This is a genomic window from Mesorhizobium sp. M0768 (assembly GCF_040320195.1).
In the GTDB taxonomy this organism is placed as follows: domain Bacteria; phylum Pseudomonadota; class Alphaproteobacteria; order Rhizobiales; family Rhizobiaceae; genus Mesorhizobium.
Genome location: NZ_JAMYPD010000037.1, coordinates 1 through 25,124, shown reverse-complemented (window position 1 = coordinate 25,124; position 25,124 = coordinate 1). Strand labels below are relative to the sequence as shown.

The 25,124-nt window shown below is 58.7% G+C and carries 29 protein-coding genes; 13 read left to right on the top strand and 16 right to left on the bottom strand.

Annotated features, from left to right (window positions below; genetic code table 11):
- Positions 1 to 49 precede the first annotated feature (49 nt).
- A complete protein-coding gene (locus NKI08_RS29685; RefSeq protein WP_352774529.1) occupies positions 50 to 1,186 on the top strand; it encodes a trans-sulfuration enzyme family protein in 1,137 nt (378 codons plus the stop codon).
- Positions 1,187 to 1,225: 39 nt separating this feature from the next.
- Positions 1,226 to 1,861, top strand: coding sequence for a LysE family translocator (locus NKI08_RS29680; RefSeq protein ID WP_352774527.1), 636 nt, complete (start codon positions 1,226 to 1,228; stop codon positions 1,859 to 1,861).
- A 150-nt stretch (positions 1,862 to 2,011) separates the two neighbouring features.
- Here NKI08_RS29680 and NKI08_RS29675 read toward each other — a convergent pair whose 3' ends face one another.
- The 12 genes from NKI08_RS29675 to NKI08_RS29620 form a co-directional block, all read right to left on the bottom strand.
- Complete coding sequence (locus tag NKI08_RS29675; RefSeq protein WP_352774525.1) at positions 2,012 to 4,159, bottom strand: type IV secretory system conjugative DNA transfer family protein; 2,148 nt, start codon at positions 4,157 to 4,159, stop codon at positions 2,012 to 2,014.
- A gap of 14 nt (positions 4,160 to 4,173) precedes the next feature.
- The gene (gene virB11, locus NKI08_RS29670) at positions 4,174 to 5,199 is read right to left on the bottom strand and encodes a P-type DNA transfer ATPase VirB11 (RefSeq protein ID WP_352774523.1); all 1,026 of its coding nucleotides are present in this window, start codon (positions 5,197 to 5,199) and stop codon (positions 4,174 to 4,176) included.
- Positions 5,196 to 6,659 carry a type IV secretion system protein VirB10 gene (virB10, locus tag NKI08_RS29665; protein ID WP_352774521.1) on the bottom strand — a complete coding sequence of 488 codons (1,464 nt, stop codon included), beginning with the start codon at positions 6,657 to 6,659 and terminating at the stop codon, positions 5,196 to 5,198. Before virB10 ends, virB11 begins: the two co-directional genes overlap by 4 nt.
- Positions 6,659 to 7,456, bottom strand: coding sequence for a TrbG/VirB9 family P-type conjugative transfer protein (locus NKI08_RS29660; RefSeq protein WP_352774519.1), 798 nt, complete (start codon positions 7,454 to 7,456; stop codon positions 6,659 to 6,661). The genes virB10 and NKI08_RS29660 overlap by 1 nt, the downstream gene beginning before the upstream one ends.
- A complete protein-coding gene (locus NKI08_RS29655) occupies positions 7,453 to 8,214 on the bottom strand; it encodes a VirB8 family type IV secretion system protein (RefSeq protein ID WP_352468903.1) in 762 nt (253 codons plus the stop codon). Before NKI08_RS29655 ends, NKI08_RS29660 begins: the two co-directional genes overlap by 4 nt.
- 18 nt (positions 8,215 to 8,232) lie before the next feature.
- Positions 8,233 to 9,276, bottom strand: coding sequence for a TrbL/VirB6 family protein (locus NKI08_RS29650; RefSeq protein ID WP_352774517.1), 1,044 nt, complete (start codon positions 9,274 to 9,276; stop codon positions 8,233 to 8,235).
- A gap of 182 nt (positions 9,277 to 9,458) precedes the next feature.
- Positions 9,459 to 10,193 carry a type IV secretion system protein gene (locus NKI08_RS29645; RefSeq protein WP_352774515.1) on the bottom strand — a complete coding sequence of 245 codons (735 nt, stop codon included), beginning with the start codon at positions 10,191 to 10,193 and terminating at the stop codon, positions 9,459 to 9,461.
- 9 nt (positions 10,194 to 10,202) lie between these two features.
- On the bottom strand, positions 10,203 to 11,360 hold the full coding sequence (locus NKI08_RS29640; protein WP_352774513.1) for a transglycosylase SLT domain-containing protein: 1,158 nt from the start codon (positions 11,358 to 11,360) through the stop codon (positions 10,203 to 10,205).
- Positions 11,344 to 13,746 (bottom strand): VirB4 family type IV secretion/conjugal transfer ATPase, encoded by a 2,403-nt coding sequence (locus NKI08_RS29635; protein ID WP_352774511.1) that lies wholly within the window; start codon positions 13,744 to 13,746, stop codon positions 11,344 to 11,346. The genes NKI08_RS29640 and NKI08_RS29635 overlap by 17 nt, the downstream gene beginning before the upstream one ends.
- Entirely contained in the window at positions 13,743 to 14,036 is a 294-nt protein-coding gene (locus tag NKI08_RS29630; RefSeq protein WP_352707200.1) for a VirB3 family type IV secretion system protein, read from the bottom strand. The genes NKI08_RS29635 and NKI08_RS29630 overlap by 4 nt, the downstream gene beginning before the upstream one ends.
- A gap of 3 nt (positions 14,037 to 14,039) precedes the next feature.
- Entirely contained in the window at positions 14,040 to 14,354 is a 315-nt protein-coding gene (locus NKI08_RS29625) for a TrbC/VirB2 family type IV secretion system protein (RefSeq protein WP_352707203.1), read from the bottom strand.
- 12 nt (positions 14,355 to 14,366) lie between these two features.
- Positions 14,367 to 14,948: a lytic transglycosylase domain-containing protein gene (locus tag NKI08_RS29620; protein ID WP_352774510.1), complete on the bottom strand. Its 582-nt coding sequence runs from the start codon at positions 14,946 to 14,948 to the stop codon at positions 14,367 to 14,369.
- A 156-nt stretch (positions 14,949 to 15,104) separates the two neighbouring features.
- Here NKI08_RS29620 and NKI08_RS29615 point away from each other — a divergent pair, with 156 nt between their 5' ends.
- Genes NKI08_RS29615 through NKI08_RS29605 form a run of 3 tightly spaced genes read left to right on the top strand, consistent with a single transcriptional unit; the run spans position 15,105 to position 16,413 of the window.
- Entirely contained in the window at positions 15,105 to 15,704 is a 600-nt protein-coding gene (locus NKI08_RS29615; RefSeq protein ID WP_352774508.1) for a hypothetical protein, read from the top strand.
- Positions 15,701 to 16,240, top strand: a complete 540-nt coding sequence (locus tag NKI08_RS29610) for a thermonuclease family protein (RefSeq protein ID WP_352707210.1) — start codon at positions 15,701 to 15,703, stop codon at positions 16,238 to 16,240. Before NKI08_RS29615 ends, NKI08_RS29610 begins: the two co-directional genes overlap by 4 nt.
- 2 nt (positions 16,241 to 16,242) lie before the next feature.
- Positions 16,243 to 16,413 (top strand): hypothetical protein, encoded by a 171-nt coding sequence (locus NKI08_RS29605; protein WP_352707212.1) that lies wholly within the window; start codon positions 16,243 to 16,245, stop codon positions 16,411 to 16,413.
- Here NKI08_RS29605 and NKI08_RS29600 read toward each other — a convergent pair.
- A complete protein-coding gene (locus NKI08_RS29600; RefSeq protein ID WP_352774507.1) occupies positions 16,410 to 16,754 on the bottom strand; it encodes a hypothetical protein in 345 nt (114 codons plus the stop codon). The genes NKI08_RS29605 and NKI08_RS29600 overlap by 4 nt on opposite strands.
- 136 nt (positions 16,755 to 16,890) lie before the next feature.
- On the opposite strand from NKI08_RS29600, the gene NKI08_RS29595 reads away from it, so the two are divergent.
- Genes NKI08_RS29595 through NKI08_RS29580 form a run of 4 tightly spaced genes read left to right on the top strand, consistent with a single transcriptional unit; the run spans position 16,891 to position 20,075 of the window.
- Positions 16,891 to 17,520, top strand: a complete 630-nt coding sequence (locus tag NKI08_RS29595; RefSeq protein ID WP_352707215.1) for a DNA-binding response regulator — start codon at positions 16,891 to 16,893, stop codon at positions 17,518 to 17,520.
- Positions 17,521 to 17,525: 5 nt separating this feature from the next.
- Complete coding sequence (locus tag NKI08_RS29590; RefSeq protein ID WP_352707217.1) at positions 17,526 to 18,227, top strand: FkbM family methyltransferase; 702 nt, start codon at positions 17,526 to 17,528, stop codon at positions 18,225 to 18,227.
- A complete protein-coding gene (locus NKI08_RS29585) occupies positions 18,208 to 18,762 on the top strand; it encodes a putative pterin-binding protein (protein WP_352707219.1) in 555 nt (184 codons plus the stop codon). Before NKI08_RS29590 ends, NKI08_RS29585 begins: the two co-directional genes overlap by 20 nt.
- Entirely contained in the window at positions 18,759 to 20,075 is a 1,317-nt protein-coding gene (locus tag NKI08_RS29580) for a sensor histidine kinase (protein ID WP_352774505.1), read from the top strand. The genes NKI08_RS29585 and NKI08_RS29580 overlap by 4 nt, the downstream gene beginning before the upstream one ends.
- 118 nt (positions 20,076 to 20,193) lie before the next feature.
- Here the strand turns inward: NKI08_RS29580 and NKI08_RS29575 are convergent, their stop codons facing one another.
- Positions 20,194 to 20,766: a helix-turn-helix domain-containing protein gene (locus NKI08_RS29575; RefSeq protein ID WP_352707223.1), complete on the bottom strand. Its 573-nt coding sequence runs from the start codon at positions 20,764 to 20,766 to the stop codon at positions 20,194 to 20,196.
- A gap of 97 nt (positions 20,767 to 20,863) precedes the next feature.
- Here NKI08_RS29575 and NKI08_RS29570 point away from each other — a divergent pair, with 97 nt between their 5' ends.
- From NKI08_RS29570 to NKI08_RS29560, 3 genes are all read left to right on the top strand, one after another.
- Complete coding sequence (locus NKI08_RS29570; RefSeq protein WP_352774502.1) at positions 20,864 to 21,493, top strand: hypothetical protein; 630 nt, start codon at positions 20,864 to 20,866, stop codon at positions 21,491 to 21,493.
- Positions 21,494 to 21,619: 126 nt separating this feature from the next.
- Positions 21,620 to 22,078: a hypothetical protein gene (locus NKI08_RS29565; protein ID WP_352774500.1), complete on the top strand. Its 459-nt coding sequence runs from the start codon at positions 21,620 to 21,622 to the stop codon at positions 22,076 to 22,078.
- A gap of 577 nt (positions 22,079 to 22,655) precedes the next feature.
- A complete protein-coding gene (locus tag NKI08_RS29560; protein WP_352707231.1) occupies positions 22,656 to 22,865 on the top strand; it encodes a hypothetical protein in 210 nt (69 codons plus the stop codon).
- A 320-nt stretch (positions 22,866 to 23,185) separates the two neighbouring features.
- On the opposite strand, the gene NKI08_RS29555 is transcribed toward NKI08_RS29560, so the two are convergent.
- Entirely contained in the window at positions 23,186 to 23,485 is a 300-nt protein-coding gene (locus NKI08_RS29555) for a Y4lK-related protein (protein ID WP_352509870.1), read from the bottom strand.
- Between the two features lie 999 nt (positions 23,486 to 24,484).
- Between NKI08_RS29555 and NKI08_RS29550 the strand changes: the two genes are divergently transcribed.
- Positions 24,485 to 24,676 carry a hypothetical protein gene (locus NKI08_RS29550; RefSeq protein WP_352509872.1) on the top strand — a complete coding sequence of 64 codons (192 nt, stop codon included), beginning with the start codon at positions 24,485 to 24,487 and terminating at the stop codon, positions 24,674 to 24,676.
- Positions 24,677 to 24,738: 62 nt separating this feature from the next.
- Here the strand turns inward: NKI08_RS29550 and NKI08_RS29545 are convergent.
- Positions 24,739 to 25,124 (bottom strand): S46 family peptidase (locus NKI08_RS29545; protein ID WP_352774497.1); only part of this gene is annotated, 386 nt, incomplete at its 5' end.

The following is a 25,124-nucleotide window of genomic DNA, read 5'->3' as shown; positions in this document are numbered from 1 at the left end:
TAATGACCCGCGCAAAATTGCAACTGCGTCTGAACCGAGGAACTAGCCAGTGCGCTTTGAAACGAAGGCAATCAACAGCGGTCGAGCTGTCGATCCATCCACGGGCGCGGTTTCATTACCGCTTCATACCAGCACGACGTTCGAGCGCGGTGCCGACGGCTCGTTTCCGTTTGGGTTCGAGTACACTCGCGATGCAAACCCGACGCGCAATGCATTCGAGTCGGCGATGGCCGCGCTCGAAGGCGGACACGAAGGGATAGCCTTTGGGTCTGGCATGGCCGCAATCACTGCGGTGTTTGAGAGCCACCCCTCGACAGGACGGATCGTTCTTCCCGACGATATGTATTTTGGCATCCGCTCGCTGATCCACGAAACCGATATCGGCTCTCGCTTCGACTTCCACGCAGTCGACATGCGCGATCTGGACGCGGTGCGGGCCGCGGTCACCTCAGAGCGGACTGGCCTCATGTGGGTCGAGACGCCGTCGAACCCGATGATCCGCGTAGTCGACATTTCGGCCATCTGCAAAATCGCCCATGACGCCGGTGCCTTGGCGGTGGTGGACAACACGTGGGCCACGCCTGTGCTTCAGCGGCCGCTTGAACTTGGGGCGGACGCGGTCATGCACTCGGCAACAAAGTACATTGGCGGCCACTCGGATCTGATGGCGGGCGTCGTTGTTGTCCCGCAACCGTCGCCACTCGGACGGCCGCTACGGATGGTCCAGAAACACAAGGGCAGCGTCGCGGCACCCTTCGACTGTTGGCTGGCATTGCGGGGGCTGCAGACATTGCCGGTTCGCATGCGCGCTCATTGTGAAGGCGCCCAGAAGGTTGCCGGGGCTTTGGCGTCTCATCCACGCGTCGAGAAAGTGCTTTTTCCGGGCCTGCAAGATGATCCGGGACACGAACTGGCTACGCGGCAAATGAGCGGTTACGGAGCGATGCTTTCCTTTATCGTCGAAGGTGGAACTGATGCCGCGATGGCGGTGGCCGGCCGCCTCAAGCTTGTCGTGCGGGCGACAAGCCTCGGCGGGACGCACTCCCTGATCGAGCATCGCGCATCCGTCGAGGGTTCGAAGTCTAAGGCGCCAGGCGGATTGCTGCGAATGTCCGTGGGGCTCGAGCACCCTCAGGACATCATTGACGACCTGAAGCAGGCCCTGAACGCAACTTTCAACGTATGAAGCGCAGCCAGTGGGCCCTCGTCTGCCGAAGGATCTGTGATGGACCATAACCTCAGCCATTTCTTACTCGTCTATACCGGCTATATTATCGCGGCCGGCAGCCCAGGCCCGAGCACCATGCGGATCATGGGAACCGCGATGCATCAAGGCCGCCAGGCTGCCCTCGCTCTGTCCGCCGGCGTTGTCACCGGGTCGGTTTTCTGGGGCGTCATGGCCGCCACCGGTGTTTCCGCTCTCCTAGCCACCTATGCCCAGGCTCTCGTCGTTCTGAAAATTCTAGGGGGCTGTTATCTGCTCTTGCTTGCGTTCAAGGCGGCGAGGGGAGCTTTGACACCCGGCAAGCCCGACAAGGCTACCGCTATTGCCAACCGGCCCGTGTCTGGCTTGGCACTTTATATGCGTGGTTTGCTGATGCATCTTAGCAATCCCAAGTCGATTTTGGCCTGGATAGCGTTGGTCACACTTGGGCTCGGTCCGGATGCCTCGACGATGGACGTAATCGTCATTCTCGCAGGATGTGTGGTGCTGAGCGTGACGATTTTTTGTGGATATGCCGTCGTGTTTTCCACGCAACCCATGGTCAGGATATATCGGAGCGCGCGGCGAAGCATCGAAGCTGTTTTAGCCATCGCCTTTGGTTTTGCTGGGCTGCGGCTCCTGCTTTGGCGAACCTGAAAGAATCTCCTGAAACCGCCTAGCGACGAGTAGCGGGAGCGAGGGCAAGTCCAGGGGCGGACGATATCTCTGATACCGCTTTACCTGGTGCCTGGGGCATCATGAATGCGGCCTATTATAGTTGGGCGGGAGGCTCGCCGTATTGCTTGGCTAATCAACTAGATCAGGCAAAGCATCTTCGACGATGATCAGATTTCGATCGAAAGCCTCGGTGTCGGACGCGTTGGCGCGAAGAGACCGCACCTTGTTTAGGATCGCCGCAACAGCCGCTTCTTTTTCGGGCGCTATGCGTGTCGTCACCGCTTTGGCCGCCAAAGCAGAAAAATCTATGGTGGCATGAGCCGGTACGGCTGTAGCGTCTGTTGCTTTCAGCCGTTCTTTTACGATTGCGCGCCGGCCCAGCGGTGGAGTTATACGGCCCGCTTTTGCGGCAAATGTCGCGCCGCGCCGCAGGCGCGTTTGCAAGAGGCCTGAGCGGTACGCGGGTGCGGTCGGGACAATCGTCGGGATCGCAGGAGATGGAACCGCCGCAGCGGAGCCCAACGCAGGGCTTTTCGTTCGCGAAACGTCGGTAGAGGCGGGGACGGGCATGAACGCGCGTTTGGCGAGTTGGACGTCGGCGAAATAGAAATTGCGCGTGCCAAGGATCGGCAGTTCGCCGCGCGGCAATATGATGACCTTGTTCTTGTCGAGCGTACGGATTTCATCCGGCCGCATGAGGGGCCGCCGCACCTCCTTTCGGTGTTCCGAGCGCGTGTAATAAGTGTCGAACAACGTTGCCTTGGTGCGAGTCACGTCCTTTTGCACATCCGACGTTTCGCCGAGCTGCTCGGAAACGTAGCGCAGGTCATCCGCGTCCTGCGCACCGAAAAAGATCTGCACGCGAGCAGCGTTGATGAGCGTCTTGCGCCCTTCCTGGCGATAGATCTCGTCTACGGCCTTCAGCGACTGCACGAAAAACCACATCGAAACGCCGTTGCCGCCGAGCACGCTCGCCATTTCTGTCACGTTCTCGAGCTTGCCGAGGTTCTGGAACTCGTCGAGCAGCACAAGCACCGGATGTTCGTCCGAACGCGGCATGGTTTCCGACATGAAGTTCATCATCTGCGTAATCAGCACGTTGAACAGCGGTCCAAGCGAGGTGATCTGCTCGCGCCGCACGTCGAGATAAAGCGAGATCCGCTCGCGCTTGAGCCTGCGAATATCGAACGTGCTGCGCGACGTAGCCCGCATCAGGCGCTCGTTGAGAAACGGGGCCATGCCGGTGCGAACGCCGGCGTAGATTCCGGAAAACTGCCGCTCAGACATCTCGAAATAGGGCAACAGGGTTTGCAGCGTAAAATGCGAACACTCGCGGCGGCGTTCCTCGCGCAGCGAGCCGAGAAATTCCAGGAGCGGCTGGTCGGCGCCGTTCATGATCTCGAGGATTGTGGCGAAGGTCTTTTTCTCGTTCGGGATCGCAGGCGATTCCATGACGTAGGACGCGATGCCGGTAAAAAGGAGGCGGGCATCGTTGACCCAGTACGGGTCTGCGTTGGACGGAGGCCGTGGAAACAATGCCGCAGCGATGTTGCGAAGGTCGATGTCGCGCTGTGCCGAATCCAGCGAGATGAAGTCCATGGGATTGTAGCATGCGGTATTGCCGTCCGGATCAGCCGGCGCGAAACGCACCACGCGGCTAATGGTCGAGCGGTAGCCGGCGGTCGCCGCATAGGTCTCGCCCCGCAGGTCGAGAACGACGAGCGAATGCGGCCAGGTGAGGGCGTTCGGTATGATGAGAGACGTGCCTTTACCGGAGCGCGGCGGGCCTATGACGAAGCCGCCGATATCATCGCCATCAATCCATAATTTCTTGCCGCCGACCAGCTTGCGCTGCCTCAAGCGGATCTTGCCGGAGCGCCGATCGCGGCCGGGCGACAGAATTTCGGCAAGCCTGCCGCCGGCTCGGCCGATGAAGACGCCGCCCACCTTCGTCAGGCCGGTTTTCGATACGTCGCTCATCGTCATGAAGCGAGAGTCATTGCGCTTTCTCGGGCGCATGAGAAATAGGCTGACCAGGGGCGCAAGAAACCCTAATGCTCCGGCTGCAACGGCGTATTGCACCCGGCCAAAATTCCTCGCCATCGTGTCCGCCCAGGCCTGACGAACGACCGGCAACGGATTGGCGTTCAGCTGGTCGAACACGAAGTGTGAGCCGGTCCGATACCAATCTGTCGCGGCATAGGCGACCGTGAAGAGCAGGGCGCCCAAGGCCATGGCCATGAGCGCCATGAAAATTGCTGTTGCGATTTTCTGCATGGATGGGCCCCCCGCTAGATCGTCTCCGCCTTGGTGAACTTGATCTCGCTGATGCCGCGCCGTCCGCCTTCGGTGCGGACCATCTGAACGACCACCGGAATGACCTCGCGCAGATAGTCGAGAATTTCGCTTCGTGAGAGGCCCGTACTGCCCTGCATGACCATCAGCGCCAGCCGCTCGTAGGCGGACCGCGCGGAATTGGCATGAACGGTCGTGAGTGAACCCGGGTGGCCGGTGTTGATCGCCTGGAGGAACGCGAAGGTTTCAGCGCCGCGCAACTCGCCCAATAGCAGACGGTCGGGCCGCATGCGAAGCGAGGCCTCGAGCAGCTGTTGCGCGGAGACCTTGGCAAGCCCCTGGTCGCCCTTCGAGGCTATCAGGGTGACGTTGTTGGGGGCCGGCAGCCTCAGTTCGCGGGTGTCTTCGATTGTGATGATCCGTTCATGGGCCGGGATCTCCTTCAAGAGCGCATTCAAGAACGTCGTCTTGCCGGTCGACGTACCGCCTGAAACGACGATCGAGACCCGGTTGCGCACCGCATATTGCAGGAAGTCCATCGGCGACGTGTCGTGCAGCATTTCGACAAGTCGCTTTTCTTCCGTTGAAAGCGCCAAGCCGGCGCCCATCGCCGTGTGCTCAAAGGCGCCGAGATCGTTGTAGGCAGCAAGGCTCATATCCATGATGACCTGCTTGCGAATCGAAATCGCCCCGCCTTCGGGAGCCGCGGGCGGCAAGATGCATTGGATGCGCTCACCCGAAGGCAGAGCAGCCGACAGGACCGGCTTTTCTTCGTTGATGACCTGGTTTGTCGCCGAGGCGACGCCGGTCGAGATGTTACGAATCCAGCTAGGTGTGACCTCGCGCTTGACGACGTGCTCCATTTCCTTCGCGCCGAGGCGTTCGATGAACAATTCACCCGGCCTGTTGATCGCAATCTCGGAAACCGCATCTTCGTTCAAATAGGACCATATCGGTTCCAGATGAGCGCGCAGGACCGGGGCTCTCGCCCAAGGATCGGGGAGGGGATGCACGGCATTCATTTCACTGGGCTCCCATAGCCGGGATACAACTGATCCTTGGGCGTGCTGTAGAGAGGCGTCGGATCGATCGCCGTCTTCGGCCGCGCACCTGCCTTCAGGCGCGCCAGTTCTTCCTGAACGGGGTCGGCGTACAAGTCCGAGAAATCGAGATCTCGCCGTACCAGCACGACAATGGATGTGCCCTGGTCGACGTAGACTGTCGGGCCAATGTTCTGCGTGTCGCGAAACGCCTCTTGCGCAAGTTGTTGCAAGGCGGTCGATGACTTGTCAAACGCGATGCTGCGCACGTCGCGCTGCGAGCCATTGCCACCATAAGTTACCGTCGTGGTCTCGCCCGTCATGGGATCAATCGTCGACACCTGGCGCTGTTGTCCATCCTGGCTGCTGTCGCCAAGCGAGGACAGATATTCAGAGACGCCGCCAACGACGGAAAGCATGATGGCGTTACCGTATCGTTCAAGCCAGTGCGTATCGACACGGCCGCCCATGCCACCGCGCCCGAGCGCGTCCGCCCCAGGCGACTTGATATCGACGGAAATGCCGTCCGAGCGGATGACCCTGTTCCAGACGATGAAAACACGCTTCTGACCGCGCGCAAGCCCCGAGCGGTACTCTCCGGTCAGGCGCGAGCCCTTCGGAATGAGGATCCGCCTGCCGTCGAGCGAGAAGACATCCTCACGCACGACAGCGCGCACGGCACCGGGAAGGTCGGTGTTGATCGCGGTTTCCAAATAGCCACGAATGATCGTTCCTTCAGGGATCAACGCATCGGTGCGTCGGAAAACCTTGGCTTTGACGATGCTGGAAGAACTTGCCTCAGACTGCGCCAGGAATGCCTTGTTGGGATCACTGTCGGCCCCGGGAACCGGGATGATCTGACCGTCGGCCGCGATTTCGACCTGTGCCGCCTGGGCACCGGCATCCGTCGAGCCGGTTTGATCATTCGTCACCATCTGGTTCGACCGCAGGCGTTCCCACACCGCTTTTTCATGCTCGGCGGCCTCAGCCTTGCGGCGAGCCTCGTCCTCAGCCGCGGCCTTGCGGCGGGCTTCTTCCGCCTCGGCCTTGCGGCGAGCCTCCTCGGCCGCCATTTGCGCCTCCAGCGCGCGCCGCTGCGCATCAAGGTCCGCGCCCTCCTGTACGGTCTGATCGACATTATCGGCTTGTTGCGTGCCGTTCTGGTCGACGGCCGGTGGCGGCACCACGATCTGGTCGATCGTGCCGTCGGCAGGTTGCGGGGGTTCGTTCAACACCGGCGGGCGAAACTCGGGCGGGTTGAAGTTTTCCTCGCCATCGCTGCGAAGATCGCGCGATACCGGCTCCCGGGGCCAGTTCAGCCATATCAGCGCGCCTACCAGCACTACGCCGAGGCCGACCAGGGCGATCCTGGTACCCACGCCCGCACCACGGCGCGCGACTGTCGGGCTGCCGTCCAGTTGGTTATAATCGATCTGGGTCATCACCGCCCTCCGCTGGATCCGAACAGGGTGGAACCGCCTGTCAGTTTCGTTGGACCGTAGATCTGCTCGACCGGGTCGATAGGGTTGGGTCGCGCCCGGTTGTAGAGGCAGAGCGTCTTGCCATCGGCCCGCAAGGTGAATTGCCGCGCGACCTTGTCGATGATTGTGTATTTGCCCTGCGTACGAACGTTGACCAGCGACTCATGCCGCTTGTCGTCGACAACGAAGATCGCCGGAATGTCGCCCTTGAACTCCAGAAACACCTTGGTGCCGTCGTCGAATACGGTGCGCGGCTTCAGGCTGTCGTCGCCCTTGTAGGCGTAGTCGTAATTGAGATCGGCATAGTTCAGGTCCTTCAAATCCGGATCGGCGGCGCTCTCCTTGGCCTGTGAGAGCAGGCGCGCGTTGATATCCTCGTCCGGGTATTTGAACCGGACCTGGAAGGATGCCCGGTCACGGCTATTGTCAGTCGCCTGCAGCAGCAGGGAATAGACGCGCCGGTTGGTGACCACGTTGACGTTGGTCCACGCATCGGGCTCCAGCGGCTTGACGAACAGAAACCGCGATCCGCGTTTGGGGATGATCGACCAGCCTTTCGTGTCGCCAGCCGACACGGTTTCGATGACTTCGGTCGGACTGAGCTCGACCATCGTGGAAATGCCAAGAGCGGCGCGCACCGACGTCACGTCGTCGTTATTGAAGGTGACATATCGGATCCGGCCGTCGCGTGCCGCCGCGGCGTGGATCGTGCCGAGCAGCAGGGCGGCCGACAGTGCGAGGCCCGCGCGCCATTTCATTGCAGGCTCCCTGCGGCCGGCGCCGATTCCTGGTCGCGGCGATAATCCGTAACCTGAAATCCCAGCGGGTTGTCGAAGCGCCATTCGTTCTTCAGCGGCGTCGAGGTGTAGCGGAATTTTATCACCGCGACCCAATTGTCGACGGTCGAAGAATTGTCCCGCCGCGTCGTCGTGGCGAAGCGCACCGATGCTGTGTTGCGGTTGAGCAGGGATACCGACTTGATCTCGACCGAGATCGTGGCATTGCGGCCATAGATCTTGTCCAGCGACTGAGGATTCGCAGGCGTGTACAGCCATGTCAAATCCTTGGACGCCGTGTCGGTGGAGTAGAGTTGCGCCAAGTCGTAATTCTGTTTCAGTTCACGCGAATCGTAGGTTTCGCGGGCCCTGATGTAGCGTACCAGATTGGCCGCCGTGACGGCTTCGTTCTGGGACAAATCTCCAGGCTTGAGCGCGCGCATGATCTCGAGGTAGCCCGTCGATTTGTCGACCTCCACAACATACGGTTCGAACTGCCGGAGCGGCAGGATCAGCACGAGCGCCAGCAGCGACAACACCGCCACCAGTCCAGAAACGCCACTGACGATCCATGCCAATGTACGCGATCGACGCATTGACCTGTGCGTGTCGTCTTCCCAGGTCGCGCCCGCCCTGTAATAGCGCTTGTCGACGAGTTCGCTGCTGCTGTCAGCAACCGTTTCCACTGGAATTGCCACTTTATTATTGCCTCGTTTGCCCGCCGCATCCTGATCCAGCACCGCGATCGTTCTGGTGTTCTAGGCCAGAGGCCTGGAGTTATCCCGCGCACCTTGCTGGATAGCGGACCGGGTTGCGTCGTCCGCCCTCGCTGCTCGCGAAGCTCGAAAACTGTTTGCCGCGAGCTGCCGGGCGCCGCGAGCGGCACGGCCGGCGGCCCAGCGCGCGCCGGAATAGCGCACGGCATTCCTGCCGAACGTCCCATATGAGTACCGGGCTCCCACGGTGCTGAGATAGCCGCCGCCATTCAGGATCGAAGCAATCGACGGTATCTGCATGAGAACGTAGATCCCGATGATCGTCACCAGCACCAGCGGCAGCACCAGCGACATTTTGCTATCCATGGTCGCTCCGCCGGACGTGGCGGTGTTCAGCGCCGCATTGACCAGCGAGAAGTAGAAACCGAGAAAGCCGTAAATCAGGACTTGCTGGATCATCAGAAAGGTGGTGAGCGAAAGGAAGCCTTCGCTCATGCGCGAGGACCATCGGTAAAGCCAAAGAACGATCCATATCGGCGCCAAGGCGAGCGTGATGAACAACATCACTTTGGCGGCGATGATCGCGGCAATGGCAAGCGCTGCGAAGATGATGGCAGACAGCAGAACGAGCAGCGACAAGAGCGCACCAAAAATGTCATAGAAGGATCCGCTGTAGACCTGATTGGCGACGTCCTGCGCCCCCTGGTAGAGATTGTCGATAAGCGCTGGAATTGCCGCCTGGTCGCTGAGCTGGTTGCCGGTGGCCCGCGACACGGCGCCGACGATCACCTTGCCGACCTCGTCTGGAATGCTTTGCGCGAGCTGATAGATCGTCGCGGAAAATGTGCCCCATCCCGTTAGCAGCAGATAGATGATGACGGCGCGGCCGAGGCGATAGGCCGCTTCGATTGGCGAAATCGACTCTCGCCCGCTCAAGATCGAGTAGCCCCACCACACGACATAGAGGGTCAACATCAGGGTGAAGACGTTGCCCATCGCATTGCCCAACTGCATATAGACGGTGCGAACGAAGTCCTCACCGATGTTGTCAATGCCACCGAGAATGCTTTCGGCGAGACCGTTCATGGATCCTCGTCAATGATGCTGGCGAATGGCGTTGAATTAACCGGCTTCAGCGCGCCGCATTCGTCGACGTCCGCATACGCCAAAGGCCCGCACGGCGCTTTGAGTTCACGTTTTGCGCAACCGAAAAGCACGGCTCCGACCCCAATCACAAGGCATGTGCGCAACAGCCGCCTCGACAAGTGCTAGCCTCCGCTCTTGCCAAAGTCCGCGAACGGATTGACGTTGCGCGGCGTCATCATCTTCTGCACCTGGCTCTGGCGAAGAAGATCTCCCTTCAGCTTCTCATTCAGGGCCGCGACCGCACCGTTCTGGACGCCGATCAATTCGTTGACCGCGCGCGCGTTTTCCAGCTGCATTCGTGTGTTCTGGTCCACCGAACCCTTGACGTCCTGCGACTGCCCGATCTGGCCGCTCGCTGACTGCAGAGACTGTTGGCGCTGGGTAACGCCCTGGGAAGCCTGCGAGGTCAATGCGCTTAGCAGCGAGGCCACATTGACGCTGCCGCCATAGGCCGTGTTGACGGCGCTGGTCTCCTTGCCGGCAATCTGCTGGAGCTGCTTCACCAGCTGCAGCCCGTTGATGAGGGCGCCGGCGATTTTCTGGATTTCGGGCGACAGGCCACCAAACGAAAGAGCCCCGCCGTTCAGGATCGATCCGAACGACGGCGCCTGGGCGATCGACATGTTGCCGCCGAGGCCCATTTGCCCAATGCCGAGCGAACCGTCACGACTGCCGCTGAGAGCCTGCAGGATCTCTTCGCTCTTTTTCAGAATATCCTTGTTCGAGTCCATGATGGAGTTGGTGTTCTCCGCATTCTTGCGGGCTACATCGAGATTGGCGCCATCAATGACGGCAATCTGTGCATGGGCCGTGCTTGCCCAAAGCGCCAGACTGGCCGCAATCGCGCATTTCTTCATGTGAGCCTCCTATTGCTGTAGAGAATCGATGACGCCGGCAGCGCCAATAGGGTCGGTGGTAATGATCATCGAGCGGCTGTCCGCCGAGCTTGCCCTCGCGTTCTCAAGTGCGCATGGTAGCCACTGGCCGCGATCAATCTTAAGCCGTTCCAGTTCCGCGGGATCACAAGAGAACGGGTTTGGAGAACCGCTCTTCGGTTGTTGCACCAACTTGGCCGATTGCGATGCCTGAACGTTCTGCACCGAGAGAAGTTGAGCCAGCAACGCCGTGAAGTCGCCCGCCTGGGCGAGATACTGATTGGTGACGCCGGCGTTGATCCCACGAGCCGACGAGTTCAGCTCCCAAGCGTCCTTGTATTCGGTCACCTGGCCAACGGTGCCCGTCAGCGCGTCGATCGCCGCGTCGTTGGCGCCCATTTGCGATGAGCTTGCATCAAGCCCGCCAGCCGCCTTCCTGATCGTGCCCATGGCCGCGTCCTGGGCCGCGCCGCCTGCGCCGTCGGCCGTTACGATCGAGAATAGTGGCGGCGATGCGGCCGGAGCCTTGCCGCTCGATACATATTCGTTGAAGTAACTATTCCAACGGCCGACGCCGCCGGCCCATTGGTTTTGCTCGCCTGCGTTCGATCCGTTGTAGAAGGAGGCGAGACAGCTGTAATTCGTCGCCCCGCATTGCTTCACGCCCATCCCGAGATATTTGACACCACCTTCGACATTCTGCTCGTTCACGTCGCGGTCCAGTCCCATGGACTTGCCGGTGCCCTTGGTCAGTTGCATGACCCCTTTGACGCCGGTGTGGCTCCCGGCGCATGTGTCGAAGCGCGATTCCTGATAGGCGACGGAGAGCGCCAGGCCTTCGGGCACGCCGTACTTTTGCGCATAATAGCGAATCATCTTCACGTTGCCCGCGTCGCGCTGCAACGCTTCGGCCGGCGACCGGCGAAACATCTGTGAGCGGTATTTGTTCGAATAGGTGCAGACGATGCTTTTCTTCCTGTCGGTTTCGTCCTTCTTGGCCTCATCCGACTTCGTGCTGTGCTGCTTGTCCTCTTGCCGCTTGTCGAGGCTCGAATCGTCGATCACCGCGATCTGAGCGACAGCCACTCTCATGCTTTCCGCCGTCGCGAGAACCACGGCCAGACAAGCGCTGCTAAGCCGCTTCGTCATGCTCGTTCTCCCATCCGCAGAAGTATGGCAGCCACATCTCCGGCTCGTCGCCGAAGGTCTCCCGGAGCCGTGCGCATTCCTTGCTGTTGGCTTCGTTCGAGGACAAGACCTTGATGAGATCGGGCATCGCCGACAAATCGAGCTTGGCGACGATCGAGTCGCTGTCGTGCTTGACGAGGAAGGTGCGAGTTTCCTTGGCGGTTCGGCGCACGAACTCGAATTCCTTCGCCGTCAGCGAGAAGCGCTCCATGTAGGACTCCTTGCTTGCCTTCGGGTTGGGGAAGAAAATGTTGGTCTTCGTTTGCTCGATCAGCGACGACGAGATCGAGGAATTGACGACGTCTTCCGCTGTCTGCGTGCCAAAGCCGACGACGCCGTTGCGGCGACGAATGGTCTTCAGCGTCTCGTTGATGAAGGCGGCCAAAACCTCGTCGTCCAACAGCTTCCAGCCTTCATCGAGGAAAAGCATGATCGGCGAGCCGTTGATGACGTCCTCAAGACGGTGGAAGATGTAGAGCAACGCCGCCGAGCGCAGCTTTTGGTCGCCCAGGATCTTAGTCATGTCGAACCCGACAACGGGTTTCGAGAAATCCACCAGATCGACGGGATTGTTGAAAAGCCAGCCCTTGTCCTTCGGGTCGAGCCAGGGTTGTATCCGCGCGGCCAGATCATTCATACCAGGCGTGAGCGAGCCCCGCAGCACTTCCGGCAGCAGGTCGAAGGTCCGCTGTTCGCGCGGAATCTTGTAGATCATGTCGACGGCGGCGTTGATGACGCGCATCTCCGCCACGTCCAGCGCGCCACCTTCCGGCGTCAAAATGTAGATGAGCAAATCTTCCAGGAAAGAACGGTTTTCTGCCGTGTCCTCGAGCTGCAATGGCGCGAACCCTGTCGGCTGGGAAGGTTCCATCACCTCGTAGCGACCGCCGAGCGCTCGAACGAAAATTTCAGCACCGCGCATATAGTCGAAATATACACATCGCGGCCGCGGCATGATGCGCATGGCCTGCGCCATCAGGAACGACAGCACCACGGTCTTGCCCGAGCCGGTCGGGCCGAACACCGTGAAGTGCCCGACATCGTGAACGTGGAAATTGAAATAGTAGGCCGTCTGGCTGGTCGTTTCGAGCAAAGCGATGGGGCGTTTCCAATGAAGCCGCTCACGTTGGCCGGACGGGAAATTATGTCCTGAGAAAAGGCCTGCGAAGTTAAGGGACGAGATCAAAGCGCGTCGCGCGATGTAGCTGAAATTTCCCGGCAATTGCGCCCAGAAGGCGAGTTCCGTGTTCAGTGTCTCGCGAACCGGCACGATCGACATGCGCGAAAGCTCGGCCGTGATGTCTGATAGCGCGCGGTTGAGCCCACTCATGACCGGTGCCAAGGCCATGACGCTCATGTGATGTTGTCCGAAGACGACTTCGCCACCGGCCAGCTTGTCGGCGCCATCGTGGACGGACTCCTCGACCGTCGTGCCCGCCTCGTCCGAGCCCTCAACCTGGTTGGCGATGGTGTGGATCCTGCGCATCGCGGTGACACGGTCTTCGATCGCAAAACTCTGCGTCAGGACGAACTCATGTGGCAGGCGCAAGAGACCGTCCAATGAGCCGGGAGCGGTGAACGGAGGGTATTCCTTGATTGACACCATGGCGCCGAGCTTGCCAGCGTCCGGCCCGCGAAGTTCCAGCGCGGACTTTCCGAAAAACAGCTGCCGCGTCGCCAGCACATCGCCAAGGCTCATGCGCGGCAAAGGCATTTCCACGTCGACGCCGCCCGCGAGGATCTTCGCCAAAAATTCCGCAGGCTCGGAAAAGAAGCTATTGCGGCGCTTCACGACACCGAGAAGACGCGCACCATAAGCGGTAAAATCCTTGGCGACGCCGTCGAGAACGTCGTGCAGTTCGGCTATCGCCTCTTCGCGGGTTTCTTCGCCTGCGGTACTGATGCGGAACGCGTTGAGCGCCTTGTCCACCCAGCCGACGCGGCCGACCATCGGTCGGCGTATGACCGCCAGATACGCCTCGTTGACGAAAAGGTTTTTCGCCCCAAGCTGATCCATGTAGCGGGCGTCGAGCTCGGCCACGAAAGGATTGTCAAAGTCGCCTTCGATCTCGGGCGTCACGTGGCGGCGGATGATCGTTGTGTAGACCGCAAATCGAGAGGTCGAGAGATTGCGGAACGTGGTGTTGCGGTTGAACATTCGGCCGTTCAACTCGGCTTGGTCCATCGTCTGGAACGGCAGGCCACTGAGCTGGATGACGCCGACGAGAAAGCCGCTCTTCGTCACGATCAGATTGTCATCGACATGGCGAAGATAGGGGATGTGCATCGCCGCGGGCTTTTCACGCCGCCGCTCACGGCCAAATTTCAGGTCGGCATCGAGGCTCATGGCGAATAGCTCCTCGCGCCCCAGAAAGTAAGGTTCGCCACCGCTCCCCGTTTGGAGATGTGCCGCTCGAAAACATGAAACATGTACGGGTCGCGCTGGCACAGATATGCGCTGACCAGATGCACCACGCCGAACACGCCAAGGCCGAGCATGAAGCTGCTCGTGGCGATAAAGCCGATCACCGCCAGGATGCCGTTTAGTGCAAAAACCTCATAGCGCACCCCCCATTTCATCGGCGGGCGTGTCAGTGGCAGGCTGACCGGCTCGACATAGACCTCCTCGTCGTCCATGTCTCAGCTGCCTCCCGCCGTCGCGCGAACAGAATCGACCAGTTGGGCGGCGCCGAAGATCAGAGCGATGCCGATGATGATGGAAAACGCCGTCATCCACGCCAGCCGGCCCGTCATCGCGACGAAGCCAAAAAAACAGACCGCGATGATGGCAAATGAGCGCGCTATGTTGCCTTGCAGAACGCCGACAAACCACTCCATCACATTTTCGACTGGCGCCGCCGACTGGGCATACGCAGTGGCCGGCGCGAGAGCTATTCCGACCGCCGAGGCCAAGGCCAGCTTCAGGGCGAATTTACCCGCTTTCCTGTATTCCACCCTTGGCTCCTTTCAGTTGCCGAAATCCATGACATGACCATCCTTCCAAGTGTCCTCGCTCGCTGGCGGAGCGGCCGCGAGCGTTTCCAATTTGGGTAGGGTGGATTTTTTGACGACACCGCCGAACTTCCAGCGGTTCAATATTTTCACGATGTATTCTGCCGTCTCCGGATTCACCGGAATGCCCTTCGCCTTGTAGACGTTGTTGGCCCCGGCGTTGTAGGCCGCGAGCATCAGCAGCGGATCTTTGAACTGGTCGTACAGTGACTTCAGATACCGGATACCAGCCCGGACATTTGCCCGTGTATCGCAGGGGTTTGTCACGCCGAGATCGGAGGCCGTTCCTGGCATCAGCTGCATGATTCCCAAGGCCCCGGCTTTTGACGGACCCTGGTTGGCACCAAGATCGCTTTCGGCCCATGCAATTGCTTCGGCCAGATCGGCGTCAAATCCTTGTTCAGCCGCTATTGAGCGCACAAGGCTCGCGATCTGTGCACGGTTGCCACCCTCACAAGCTCCGGAGCGATCTATACCGGTTGCCGCCACAGCTTTCGCCGGCGTTGCAAAGGCGACCGCAACGCGCTCTGATGCCATGTCCTGAGCCAGCGCCGTGAAAGGCGCTATGGCACCGCAAAGCGATATTGTCAGGAGAGGTCGAATCATTGGCTTGCCACAATTTGACACTTTACTATGGCTACACTCTGCCCTAGTAAAGTGTCAATCGATAAGCGTGACGAGAACGGAAATCCGATGAAACAGACAGCCATATTCGTCGCCTTGCTGCTCCAAAGCACCGTGGGTTTCGCAGCCGCCGCGAGCGCCCCGAATGCCTTCGATGAGCCATCGAAGGACTACTTGCTTCAGTTCTCGAAGCCTGGCGAGAAGGTCTTTGTCTATGAGCGCTACGACGCCAAGGGCGCGCTTTATCGGCGTGACGTTACCGCCTTGAAGATGCCGGTGAGGGTGAAGTCGGCTACTGAGCGCGTTATCAACGGCGCGACGTATCGGCTGCGCGGCCTCACAGCGTGCCCAAAGCCAAAAATCACATATAAAGCCGAAGAATGGGACTGCACGAAAGCCGCGCAAGATTACGAAGAGCGGATCTACAACCACCGTGCATCTGTCGTTCTTTGCAAGACGCTTGTTTTGCAAAGCAAGAAGGATGAACCCGACGCCGTGTCGTGCTTCTCCCTCGTCGGTGCAGGCGATGCAAACGATCCGTACACGGTCGCCTATGATGATGACGAAATGGTCTTTTTCGACATGGCGGCGATTGGTAACAAGGATGGCAAATCTCTGCGCCCCGATCTGGAACATTCGGGCGAACTGGGCGAGCAGTTCCAAAAATGAGAAGGTTCAGCCTCGCAGCCATTGCCGTTGCACTATCCGCATCGGCTCACGCACAGGAGAGCAATGCTTCCACCGAACCGACTCCGTTCCAAGTATCGAAGTCGGCTCAACTGCTAACCGGCGACACATGGCGCGATGGAGACCGCCTGTTCCATCTCTATGGGGTCCAATCGTGTTTACGAGGGACAATCGCAGAGGAGGCCGGCGGCAGGAAAATTGATTGCGGCAACGCATCGCTGGCGCACTTGGCCGCGCTGTTTGACGGCACGGCAATCACCTGCCAGCCAATCGGCTACGCGCTCGACGAGGCGGCTTTTGTCATATGCGGAGCGCAGTTGAACGGCGAAACAATCGACGTCGGAACGGCCCTCATCTCGACGGGATATGCTTTTGCGGCGACGACGGTAAAAGGCAAGGCAGTCAACGGCAATTACCTAGTTGCCGAATTGGATGCGAAGTCGAAGCGCAGAGGATTGTGGAACACAACGTTTCAGCACCCAGTACAAATGCTGCTGAAACGCATATCGGAGAGATAATGATGAGCCGCGATGACGACGCCCACAACCATTACCATGGATATCCGGTGCAAGGACGCACCGACCGCTCAATTGGCGATGCCGTCGCATTCATCGCTATTATCTTGGTCCCCGCGGGAGTTTATGCCGCCTGGCACGCCATCACAGCATGGCTTTCGGCACTCTTCTCTTAGGATTGCAGTTTCGTGAAAGAACCGAGCACCGCCTGCAAATCCTCAACGTCAATTTCGCACCAGCCATGACCCATCAACCGTTGGAAATAAGCTGCCTTCATTTTCATATCCGCGACAGTGGCTACTGGAGCGATGGCGGCTCTCCTTCGTGCCGCGGCCTCTTGCGCCATAACCGCGTCCATCCTCTGACCCAGCAAGGCCGCGTCCGCCCCTTCAGCTTCCATCAATCGCCTGCCGAGATATTCGAGCATGGCCAGGCTCTGACGATGTGCCGCAATAAGATTCGCGACACCTTCAGCCGGTTCCATTTGTCCGTTGCTGCAGACCAGTTGAATAGCCATCGTCCTCCTCCTGGCGTACATTGGTCACATACTGATACCTCGGGAGGTAAGGAAAAATAGGGATGGCATCATCCCTATTTTGAAGCGACGATTCTAAGACCGGGCGGGGGTGCCTGCGTAGAAGGATTGGCTTCTAATGTTTCGTGCCCTGGTGGTTGAAGACCAGACGCTTATGCGTCTGGCATTAATGAACGAAGTGCAAGCAAGCTTCCATGACTGCATCGTTGTAGGTGCCGAAACCTTGGAGATTGCGACCAGAGAGCTTCAAAACATCCAATTTGATCTCATCGTAATTGATCCCGGCTTGCCCGGATTTGATCCCACGTCAGAAACTGCTCGGGTTTCTGTCGTCGACAAAATCATGGAAGCCTCTGCGAGCGCCATCCATATCGTCGTCACCGGCTCTGACAATCGAACCGAGGCCGAAGGCTTCCAGCAGATCGGCGCCGCAGCTTATCTCGGCAAAACCGGCCTTGCGCCCGGCGTTTTCAGCGACGTGCTCGAGGACATTTCATCCAAGGGCTTCTCCCTGCGCCTTTCGCGAGTCGCCATGACAAGGCCCGACTATCGCTTTTCCGTTCTGACGCCTCGCGAGCATGAAATCATCGACATGATGGCCCGCCGCGCGCCTGGCGTGAAACGGAAAGAGATTTTCGCCCTCATGTCAGAGCGGCTGGGCATCGATGCCGGCTCTGCCGAAAGGTACTACAAGCAGGCCCGGGCCAAACTCATGAGGCAAGGTCATCCGCTACCACAGGGGCTGTGATCGCGATGGCTTCTCTAACCGTACATGGGATCAAGGTTCCCGTGGAACCGCAGGATGTCTCGCCGGTCATCTGGCGAGCGCTTCAAAGCCAGAGCTATGAGGCGAAGGAAGCGAAGTGGATTTTCAGGGCAGTCAAGGCGCGCGATCGCGTACTGGAGCTAGGGTCCGGTATCGGCATCATCACCGCACTGATTGCGAAAATCCCCGGCGTTCAGGTGTGGGCTTTTGAAGCAAATCCCGCAACAGCGGAACTAGCGAAGCGCGTGATAGCGGCCAACGATCTCGACAATGTCACATATTCCCAGGGTATCCTCACAGCAGGCCCGCCGCGGTCCTTCACCTTCTACGTTCGCCGGGACCTTTGGATGTCTTCCACGGACAAAGACCAAGGACCATATGAGCGCGAACTTTCGATCGTCTCGGCCGACGTCGATCGTTTCATCACCGATCATCAAATAAACGCCCTCGTCATGGACATTGAAGGTGCTGAGAAAGAACTTCTGCAGGATGCCGAGCTGCCCGGCGTCGAGCGCATTTTTCTTGAGCTGCACGATCATCTCTATGGCCTTGACGGCGTCCGCAACATCACGCTTGCCCTAGCAGAAAAGGGATTTGCCTACGATCCGCGGGGCTCCCGAGGACCTTGCGTGCTCTTCGCCAAGAACGATGGACCCCGCGAATACGAGGATGTGGAAGATGTTGCGTAATGCTCTCGCCGTCATGTTTGCCCTGTCCCTTCCGCTCGCCAGCGCCGCCGAGGAAATTCCCCTCGATCCCAACGAAGTGTCGGTTCAAGACGCCAGCGGCAAGACCGTCGCCATCTTTTCGGTAAAGCAGCTGCGGGCAGAGTTTCCGCAACAGACCTATGACACGCGTACGCCCTGGACGAGCAACAACGAGAAAATAGAATATCGCGGGCCACTGCTTGCAAATGTGCTTGCCAAGGCCGGAATCACCGCCGCGCAGGAGGTGAAAGTTGTCGCCTATGACAACTTCGTTTCCGATATTCATATGGACGAAATCCGGTCCTATAATCCGATCTTGGCGATCGAGCGTCGTTGCAACGAGAACGACAAGGCCGGTTCACATTGCCTGCCGGGTCAGGATTTCCGCCCGATCAGCATGGTAGAGAAAGGCCCCATCTTCATCGTTTGGCCCTTCGACCAGCTGCCCGCCTCCTACGTTCCCGCAAGAAACTCGATCTGGGTATTTTTCCCAGTCATCCTGCGCGCCACGCAATGAAGTTCTTCAACGGCCGTTTGTTCACTGTTCTGCCGTATCTCGGTATGGCTGCGGCGCTTGGCCTGAGTGCGTGGACGTTCATCCAATCGAACCGCTATCGTCAGGAGACTGATGCCATCCTCAATCAGACCTTCGAGATTCAGTGGCGTGCGGCACAGATTCGCGAGCGTCTTTTGCGAGTCTATGGTTATCTTCGCATCGCCGACGAGACGGGCAAGCTTGATGCGGACATCGATCGACAAATGGCGCTGGTGAGCGTCAACGTCGCGCAGTTGGAAAACCTGCCCTATCTGAACCGGTTTTTTCCCGACCATGACGCCGAACTCCTGGGTCGGATTCGCCTGACCCTCGAACAGAGAATTGCACCTCTTGTGTCAGCGCGTAGAAACTACACCCAAGCCATTGCCGAGATGGCCAAGCTGGAACAGTCAATTTACGAGATTTCCAGCTCTACCGTTGATCACAGCGCCACCTTGCAGCAGACCGCCAGTATCGACATTGCGGCCTCGCGCAACTGGTTCATCTTCGCCATCGCACTTGGCCTGGGTGCTACCTTCTATCTCGTTATCCATCAGCGTTATGCTTTAGCCAATCGCCGTGACCAGCATATGCGCTCGTTCGCTTCGCTCTTTGCGCATATGACCCGATCGCGGGTTACAGCCTTGAGGCTGTTCCTTGAGCACGCACAACCAGACAAGCAGCCGAGCGGCGAAATGCTTGAGGCTGCGCGCAGTGCTGCGACCGAACTGGAATCGATCACCAACAGTGTGCTTCAGATCGCCTATGCACCACAAGATTCCAGCACTATGTCGCTCGGCCGACTGCTCGAGGATCTTACGCAGGATCGCGGCAGTTTGGTGCAAGTCTCGGTCGATTCCAAAGCGCGCTTGCTACCCGTCCCGGCGACGCCGTTACGGTTGGTGGTGAATGAGCTGATAGAAAACGCGCTGGCCGCTTCGTCGAGCGCCAAAAACGCCCGAGTTCTCATCTCCGCGACAGTCAAGCGGCGCCCCTTTTTCCCGCGCACTTACCTCGTGCTTGAAGTGGCCGACGAGGGCTCAGGCATGCCACCTGCAATCGTTGCAAAAGCAACTACTCCCTTCTTTTCAACGCGAGCCGGGAATCATACTGGCCTTGGCCTGACCGCATGTTCTCAGATGGTCTCGACGCTGAACGGAATGCTCATCATCAAGAGTGCTCATGGTGTCGGCACAACTGTACAGGTCAGAATTCCCCTGGCTTCCGCCGCAGCCACTTTTTGGCAATCGTGCCGCAGGTACGGGCGAACAAAGGAACACTCGTGGGGCGGCTAGCTGTGAGCTCTCAGCTCTGCTCCATTTTCACCTGAATTGCACCGGTATGCGCTATCACGGCGAAAACCTGCCAGCCATTCGGTGTAGCCCAGCTTAGACGGATGATGACGCTGGAAGTTTACGGCTCTCTGAAATGAGAATCTACGCCTCCGGGTGCGTCAGAAACAGGTAGATCAGTTGATGGCGGGACCTTATCGGAAAAGAGGAAGGTCGCTGGATCAAGTTTCAACGCCTTGGCGATCGCGGCAATTGTGTCGACGCTGATATTACCGCTTGCGCGTTCCAATTTCATGAATGTCGCCTCCGCCACGCCTATGAGCTCGGCCATCTCATAGCGGAGCAAAGTGCGTCGTTTTCGCTCAATGTCGATGATGTGCGCCAGACGCTTGCGGATTGCAGTCTCGTCCAACTGATGCGCCCATTCGGGAAGTTTTTTTCCGCCCGCGAGCAGGTCTGCAACTGACACATGCAAGCCGCTTGCCATGATTTGCAACGTCGTCAGGGTGACATTGTTTTTCTGCCGCACGGTCTGGATGTAGGTCCGGTAGGCGAGCCTTTCGCCCTCGACAGTCCGGAACAGCTCGGCCATGTGCATATGGGATAGGCCACGCCTGGCTCTCTCCCGCTCCAGCGTTGTCGCAATGTTGACACGCAACGGGTTGTCGACCACGCCCGCGATGTCTCGTTTCATAAATCGATGTAGTCGCACAAACCTACCTTCTCGATCTGTCCTTTTTCGCGCGGATGATCCATAGTAAAGTATCAGAATCCGCCGCGAGGAAAAGGCTATGATCGTACTGAAATATCTCTTGGTGGGTGCAGCCGCCGTCGCGGGCGCCGCAGCTCTTCCATCCCAATCACAGGCATCGGAATGGGGCTGTCAGGTCCTCCTCTGTCTGTCCGGTGACTGGCAGGGCACTCCTTCTTGCCACCCGCCAATCTACAAGTTGATTGCGGCGATGAAAGCTCCGGGTTTTAACTGGCCGACCTGTCCGCAAGCCAACTCCAGCGCCGCGAGATACGAGAAGTATGAGGATTGTCCTTCTGGCTGGCAAGCAGTTGGCAGCTACGACTCCGATCGGCCAGGAATGAGGCAAGAACGGAACATCTGCCGCATCAGCTCCGACAGGCTCACACTGCCCGTCACTTTCACGAATAGTCGCCTCGGCCAAGACCATGACAACGGATCTCGACAGGCCCAGATCAAAATGAACGGTAAGTTGGTGACGGCAAAAATCCAGATCACGGGCAACGATAGAGGGCATTCCCTTGGTAACGGCTCCACCTACTACACCATCTCTCGGCCGATGCGCGCAAAGCCCTGGTTCATCGAGTATGACGACGCGAACGGCCTACGCCAGAAAAGCTGGTTCAATCTCAACGTGCCATACGCCAGTTCAATCTCAACGTGCCAATAAGCCAGGTGATCACGCAGGACGAGTCGCCGTGAGGATCACAAAACGTCTCTGTCCGGTTCATTCACGCCGACGACAGCGATGGCTTCGAAAGCTCAATGCGAATACTGGATCAGGGAAGGGTAATAAGTGTTGAAGGCGCTTCTCCTGTCGACTGCGATAATGAGCACATGGGCAGTCTCGACGGCGGCTGGTCAGAGCGACAAGCCGCGATCGAGCGCGGACAATCCGATGTGGCCCGCTTCACTGAAATGGGACTGCAAGACCGCCGCAAAAATCGTGTGTGAGCGTGACGGCAGTTGCACAGTGGCTGAGGACTACACTCGATTTGTGCTGAACTATGGCAGCAACGAAGCTGAGTTCCCGGCCAGCAATGTCAGGATCAAACGGCACTATCAGCAGACCGTGCAGGGGAGCCCTTTGCAGCAGGAAGTTAAAGTCGAACTGGCCGACAATCGCGTTCTTTGGCTGACGGCCGTGGATGCCAGCCGCACTTATTCGGAAGCCTGGGTCGGCGCATTGAGCGAGTTAAAGGGCGGCGCGGTACTCATGGAATCCGAGGGCATCTATTGCATGCCGCACAAGTGAGTGAGCCGAGAGGGAAGGGGTGAGTGAGCCGAGAAGGGAACGCGAGCGAAAACCGATATGGTCTGACCTCGAGCAGCCACCGGCGTTTCAGAAAACTCCGGCGTAACCGACTTCCGGTTCTAGGTGTTTCATCAGTGATCAGGGGGGATCTAAAGTAACATTGACCTGAGCAATGAGCTTCGATAAGACCTCGATGCGGTGCAACTGCATTCGCTCACTGAAACCAGTGCCAATACTTATAAAGTTGCATAACATATATTATGGAACTACCGGGCGGTTTCGCCTGTGTTGCTTTTTTCTTCCTGCCGCAGCTTGCGAAGTTGTGGATTCTTTCAGTAAACTGCGGTTATCGGATTTTGAACTATGGTTCAGCGTCGGAAACGACAGCACATCGCGATGCCGTTCGGGGGGCGTCCATCGCATCGATTAGGACTGAGCATGAGGGGGAAGGCGGATAGCCGAAGCGTGACAGTGCGATGACCCGAAGGCCCTCGCCAACAGGGCGGCCGTAGGAGCACCAGCATAGCGCCGCCGTCAGGCGCGATGCGGGCCGACAGCCCCCGGCGGAGGGCCCTGATTGATATCGAAATTGAATCCGGTCATTTTATCAGCTGTCATAATCCAAATCGAATTTCTCACGATTTTCAGCGCGCGCCTGGATTCTCTGCATTTGGCTGCGGCAAAGATCCCGGTGGTGCGGTGGAAGCGCACCACCGGGCATCTTGGACTTGTTTTCATCAGCGACCAGGACTGCTGCATTGCGGCAGGGATGGTTCCAACCTGCTAGGCGTCGCCAAACCGCGCATCTTTGGTTGGATGCCGAATTCCGTGTGCGACGTTGCCGGATCGACACCAGCCATGGCCGCGACCCAGAGTTGCTACGTCGGAATGGCTAAGCACCTTGCCGTCGCCGGACTTGATAGTTTCGACGACATTGCCCGGCGAACAGTCATTGACCGACCCTTGTCCGTGGTGCCCAGTACGAGAAGATGAGGTTATTGCCCTGTTGGGCAAACCACAGCTCGTTGGCGTCAATACCGGTCCCGAAGTCCAGCTCGTCATTGTCGGTGAAGGAGCCGGATTCGACAATCGTATCCGACCCGTCCTTTATACGTTCCAACTTCGAGTGCCTGTTTTGTGCGGTCTCCGGCCCTCGTTTGTCGACGACGAGAGTTCTATGTACCGGCCAATCGAGCGAAGATAGGCAACGATCTCCGGTAGCAGGTGATCACGATCGCCAAACTCTTCTACGATTCTTCTTACCTTGCGCCAGGGTACCTTCCGGTCAACATCACCTGCCGAATAGCCTAAGTGACCGATCGCGCAGATGTCGCAGCCAGCCTCGATCATCTTGTCGACGAAGGCGGGAATCTCGCTCGCTTTCATTAGTCGAATGTTGTTGGTCATCGCAGAAATCTCCGTTGGTGGTCGGCATGGAAATTGCGCCGACACTCAAACGTGCTTGAATGCGCTCACCTTCGCTACCTGTGCACTTGCACAGGTTGTAGGGTCTCAGGCCTGCCGAAGGCGCCCGATCGAGCGTTCCTGCGCATTTGTTCATCGTTGGCACCCCGGGCACTAAACCGTGTTGCTAGAACAGCCCACCTGCTCCGTTCCAGCAAGGCAGCACTGGCCACCGGAACGCTCCCCTTGCGCGTACTGAAAGGCGATGCCGGCGCTCAGGCAGTCGGAGTCAGTCATGCCGAGGCGCCATTTCCTTTTCCTCGCAATTCGCTCGAGCCGCACGCCTCTTTTCGCTCTGGAGTCCAATAGGTTGGGCCGAGGTTTGCTCAATCGAGGGGATCGGCGCCTTTCCATTTAGCTATAGGCTAAGAAAAGCTCCTTAGATCCCGCAGTCAGGAGTCCACCAATCGGTCGAGATGGCTGCGAACCGCGTTGCGGGCGGGATTGGGTGCTCTGACGATCGATACCCCACACCTGCGCCATTTCTTCTTCGATGGCATTATCGCCCCCCCGTATAGCTAAGTGGTGTGGACAAACCTGATCCACACGACCTAGCGCGATTTGGAGCCACCCGGCCTGGGACCTGGCGGCCGCCTCTGGCTCTACGCCGCCAAAATCGGGCCGGTTCCGCGTCCGCATCGAATGACGCCGGTCAGAGGTGATCTCGGAACGGGGTGTGCTCGGCATTTATGAATCCGACCGAGCGCCAGCGAGTGATCGCCGGCGGGCTGGACGGCGGCATCATGTCAGGGGACTTTGTCCTCCAGGCGCGCGAGGAATGCCGAAACCTCGGCGTCGAAGTCGACCGGTTCAGTCACCGTGGGGGGAAATCCTGGCTACTCCCCCGATCATCTCCGATTTAATTCAAATTTGTCTGTAGATATTGACGATGGCGCGACCTTCACCTCGTAGACGGCAATGCGGGCGGGTAGAGAGGGTCCTATGACAAGCAATTTTTCCGCCGCCCGAGTGCATTTAGATCGAGCGTATGACTACCTTTGTGGCGATGACCCGATGAGTCGAAGGGGACGCGAAGCCTTGGACTTGTTGATTGAGGCGGTTGCCGTCGAAGAGTTCAAGCAGCCACGCCAAAACGCGGAGGTGCTAAGGTTTCCGATTGGGCGCCGCTTCTGAGGCAATCTCCACGGCCGCCATGTAGCCTCAGGTGAGGCGCTCGCCGGACGGTTGCGCCGCCACTATGAACCATGGTGAACAAATCTCCCAAAACGCCAAGAAGCCCGCCCCGCATGAGCCGAGGCGGGCAATAGAAAATGGGGGGCCCAAGCGCGCGTCCATGAAACAGCGCCGCAGGTAAAATTCAGCAGAATGTCCATCCTGGCGCCTTCAGCGGCGATGCGCAGCCAGTTCTTGGGCCGGTAGGGCACGTTGTCGCGCGCATATGGCCGGGAGGAATCATCAGGAGCGACATAGGCGCGATAAAAGCCGAAGTGGCCCGTGTGGCGCAGCCACATCCAGTTCTCCGTTTGGCCGCCGAAGTTGCCGATGCCGAGCGCGGGCGCATAGACGAGGCGCACGTCCTCAATTTCGAGCTTCTGGAGGAGATAGTAGGAGACGCCGCCAT

What these genes read in the sequence shown, in the direction of transcription:
- NKI08_RS29675 (WP_352774525.1), bottom strand. Translation starts at nt 4,159, where the DNA reads ATGCAGAAAATCGCAACAGCAATTTTCATGGCGCTCATGGCCATGGCC.
- NKI08_RS29615 (WP_352774508.1), top strand. Translation starts at nt 15,105, where the DNA reads ATGAAACAGACAGCCATATTCGTCGCCTTGCTGCTCCAAAGCACCGTG.
- NKI08_RS29575 (WP_352707223.1), bottom strand. Translation starts at nt 20,766, where the DNA reads ATGAAACGAGACATCGCGGGCGTGGTCGACAACCCGTTGCGTGTCAAC.
- NKI08_RS29630 (WP_352707200.1), bottom strand. Translation starts at nt 14,036, where the DNA reads ATGGACGACGAGGAGGTCTATGTCGAGCCGGTCAGCCTGCCACTGACA.
- NKI08_RS29620 (WP_352774510.1), bottom strand. Translation starts at nt 14,948, where the DNA reads ATGGCATCAGAGCGCGTTGCGGTCGCCTTTGCAACGCCGGCGAAAGCT.
- NKI08_RS29680 (WP_352774527.1), top strand. Translation starts at nt 1,226, where the DNA reads ATGGACCATAACCTCAGCCATTTCTTACTCGTCTATACCGGCTATATT.
- NKI08_RS29555 (WP_352509870.1), bottom strand. Translation starts at nt 23,485, where the DNA reads ATGACCAACAACATTCGACTAATGAAAGCGAGCGAGATTCCCGCCTTC.
- virB10 (WP_352774521.1), bottom strand. Translation starts at nt 6,659, where the DNA reads ATGACCCAGATCGATTATAACCAACTGGACGGCAGCCCGACAGTCGCG.
- NKI08_RS29645 (WP_352774515.1), bottom strand. Translation starts at nt 10,193, where the DNA reads ATGAAGAAATGCGCGATTGCGGCCAGTCTGGCGCTTTGGGCAAGCACG.
- NKI08_RS29610 (WP_352707210.1), top strand. Translation starts at nt 15,701, where the DNA reads ATGAGAAGGTTCAGCCTCGCAGCCATTGCCGTTGCACTATCCGCATCG.
- NKI08_RS29580 (WP_352774505.1), top strand. Translation starts at nt 18,759, where the DNA reads ATGAAGTTCTTCAACGGCCGTTTGTTCACTGTTCTGCCGTATCTCGGT.
- NKI08_RS29590 (WP_352707217.1), top strand. Translation starts at nt 17,526, where the DNA reads ATGGCTTCTCTAACCGTACATGGGATCAAGGTTCCCGTGGAACCGCAG.
- virB11 (WP_352774523.1), bottom strand. Translation starts at nt 5,199, where the DNA reads ATGAATGCCGTGCATCCCCTCCCCGATCCTTGGGCGAGAGCCCCGGTC.
- NKI08_RS29585 (WP_352707219.1), top strand. Translation starts at nt 18,208, where the DNA reads ATGTGGAAGATGTTGCGTAATGCTCTCGCCGTCATGTTTGCCCTGTCC.
- NKI08_RS29640 (WP_352774513.1), bottom strand. Translation starts at nt 11,360, where the DNA reads ATGACGAAGCGGCTTAGCAGCGCTTGTCTGGCCGTGGTTCTCGCGACG.
- NKI08_RS29605 (WP_352707212.1), top strand. Translation starts at nt 16,243, where the DNA reads ATGAGCCGCGATGACGACGCCCACAACCATTACCATGGATATCCGGTG.
- NKI08_RS29650 (WP_352774517.1), bottom strand. Translation starts at nt 9,276, where the DNA reads ATGAACGGTCTCGCCGAAAGCATTCTCGGTGGCATTGACAACATCGGT.
- NKI08_RS29600 (WP_352774507.1), bottom strand. Translation starts at nt 16,754, where the DNA reads ATGGCTATTCAACTGGTCTGCAGCAACGGACAAATGGAACCGGCTGAA.
- NKI08_RS29595 (WP_352707215.1), top strand. Translation starts at nt 16,891, where the DNA reads ATGTTTCGTGCCCTGGTGGTTGAAGACCAGACGCTTATGCGTCTGGCA.
- NKI08_RS29660 (WP_352774519.1), bottom strand. Translation starts at nt 7,456, where the DNA reads ATGAAATGGCGCGCGGGCCTCGCACTGTCGGCCGCCCTGCTGCTCGGC.
- NKI08_RS29570 (WP_352774502.1), top strand. Translation starts at nt 20,864, where the DNA reads ATGATCGTACTGAAATATCTCTTGGTGGGTGCAGCCGCCGTCGCGGGC.
- NKI08_RS29635 (WP_352774511.1), bottom strand. Translation starts at nt 13,746, where the DNA reads ATGAGCCTCGATGCCGACCTGAAATTTGGCCGTGAGCGGCGGCGTGAA.
- NKI08_RS29550 (WP_352509872.1), top strand. Translation starts at nt 24,485, where the DNA reads ATGACAAGCAATTTTTCCGCCGCCCGAGTGCATTTAGATCGAGCGTAT.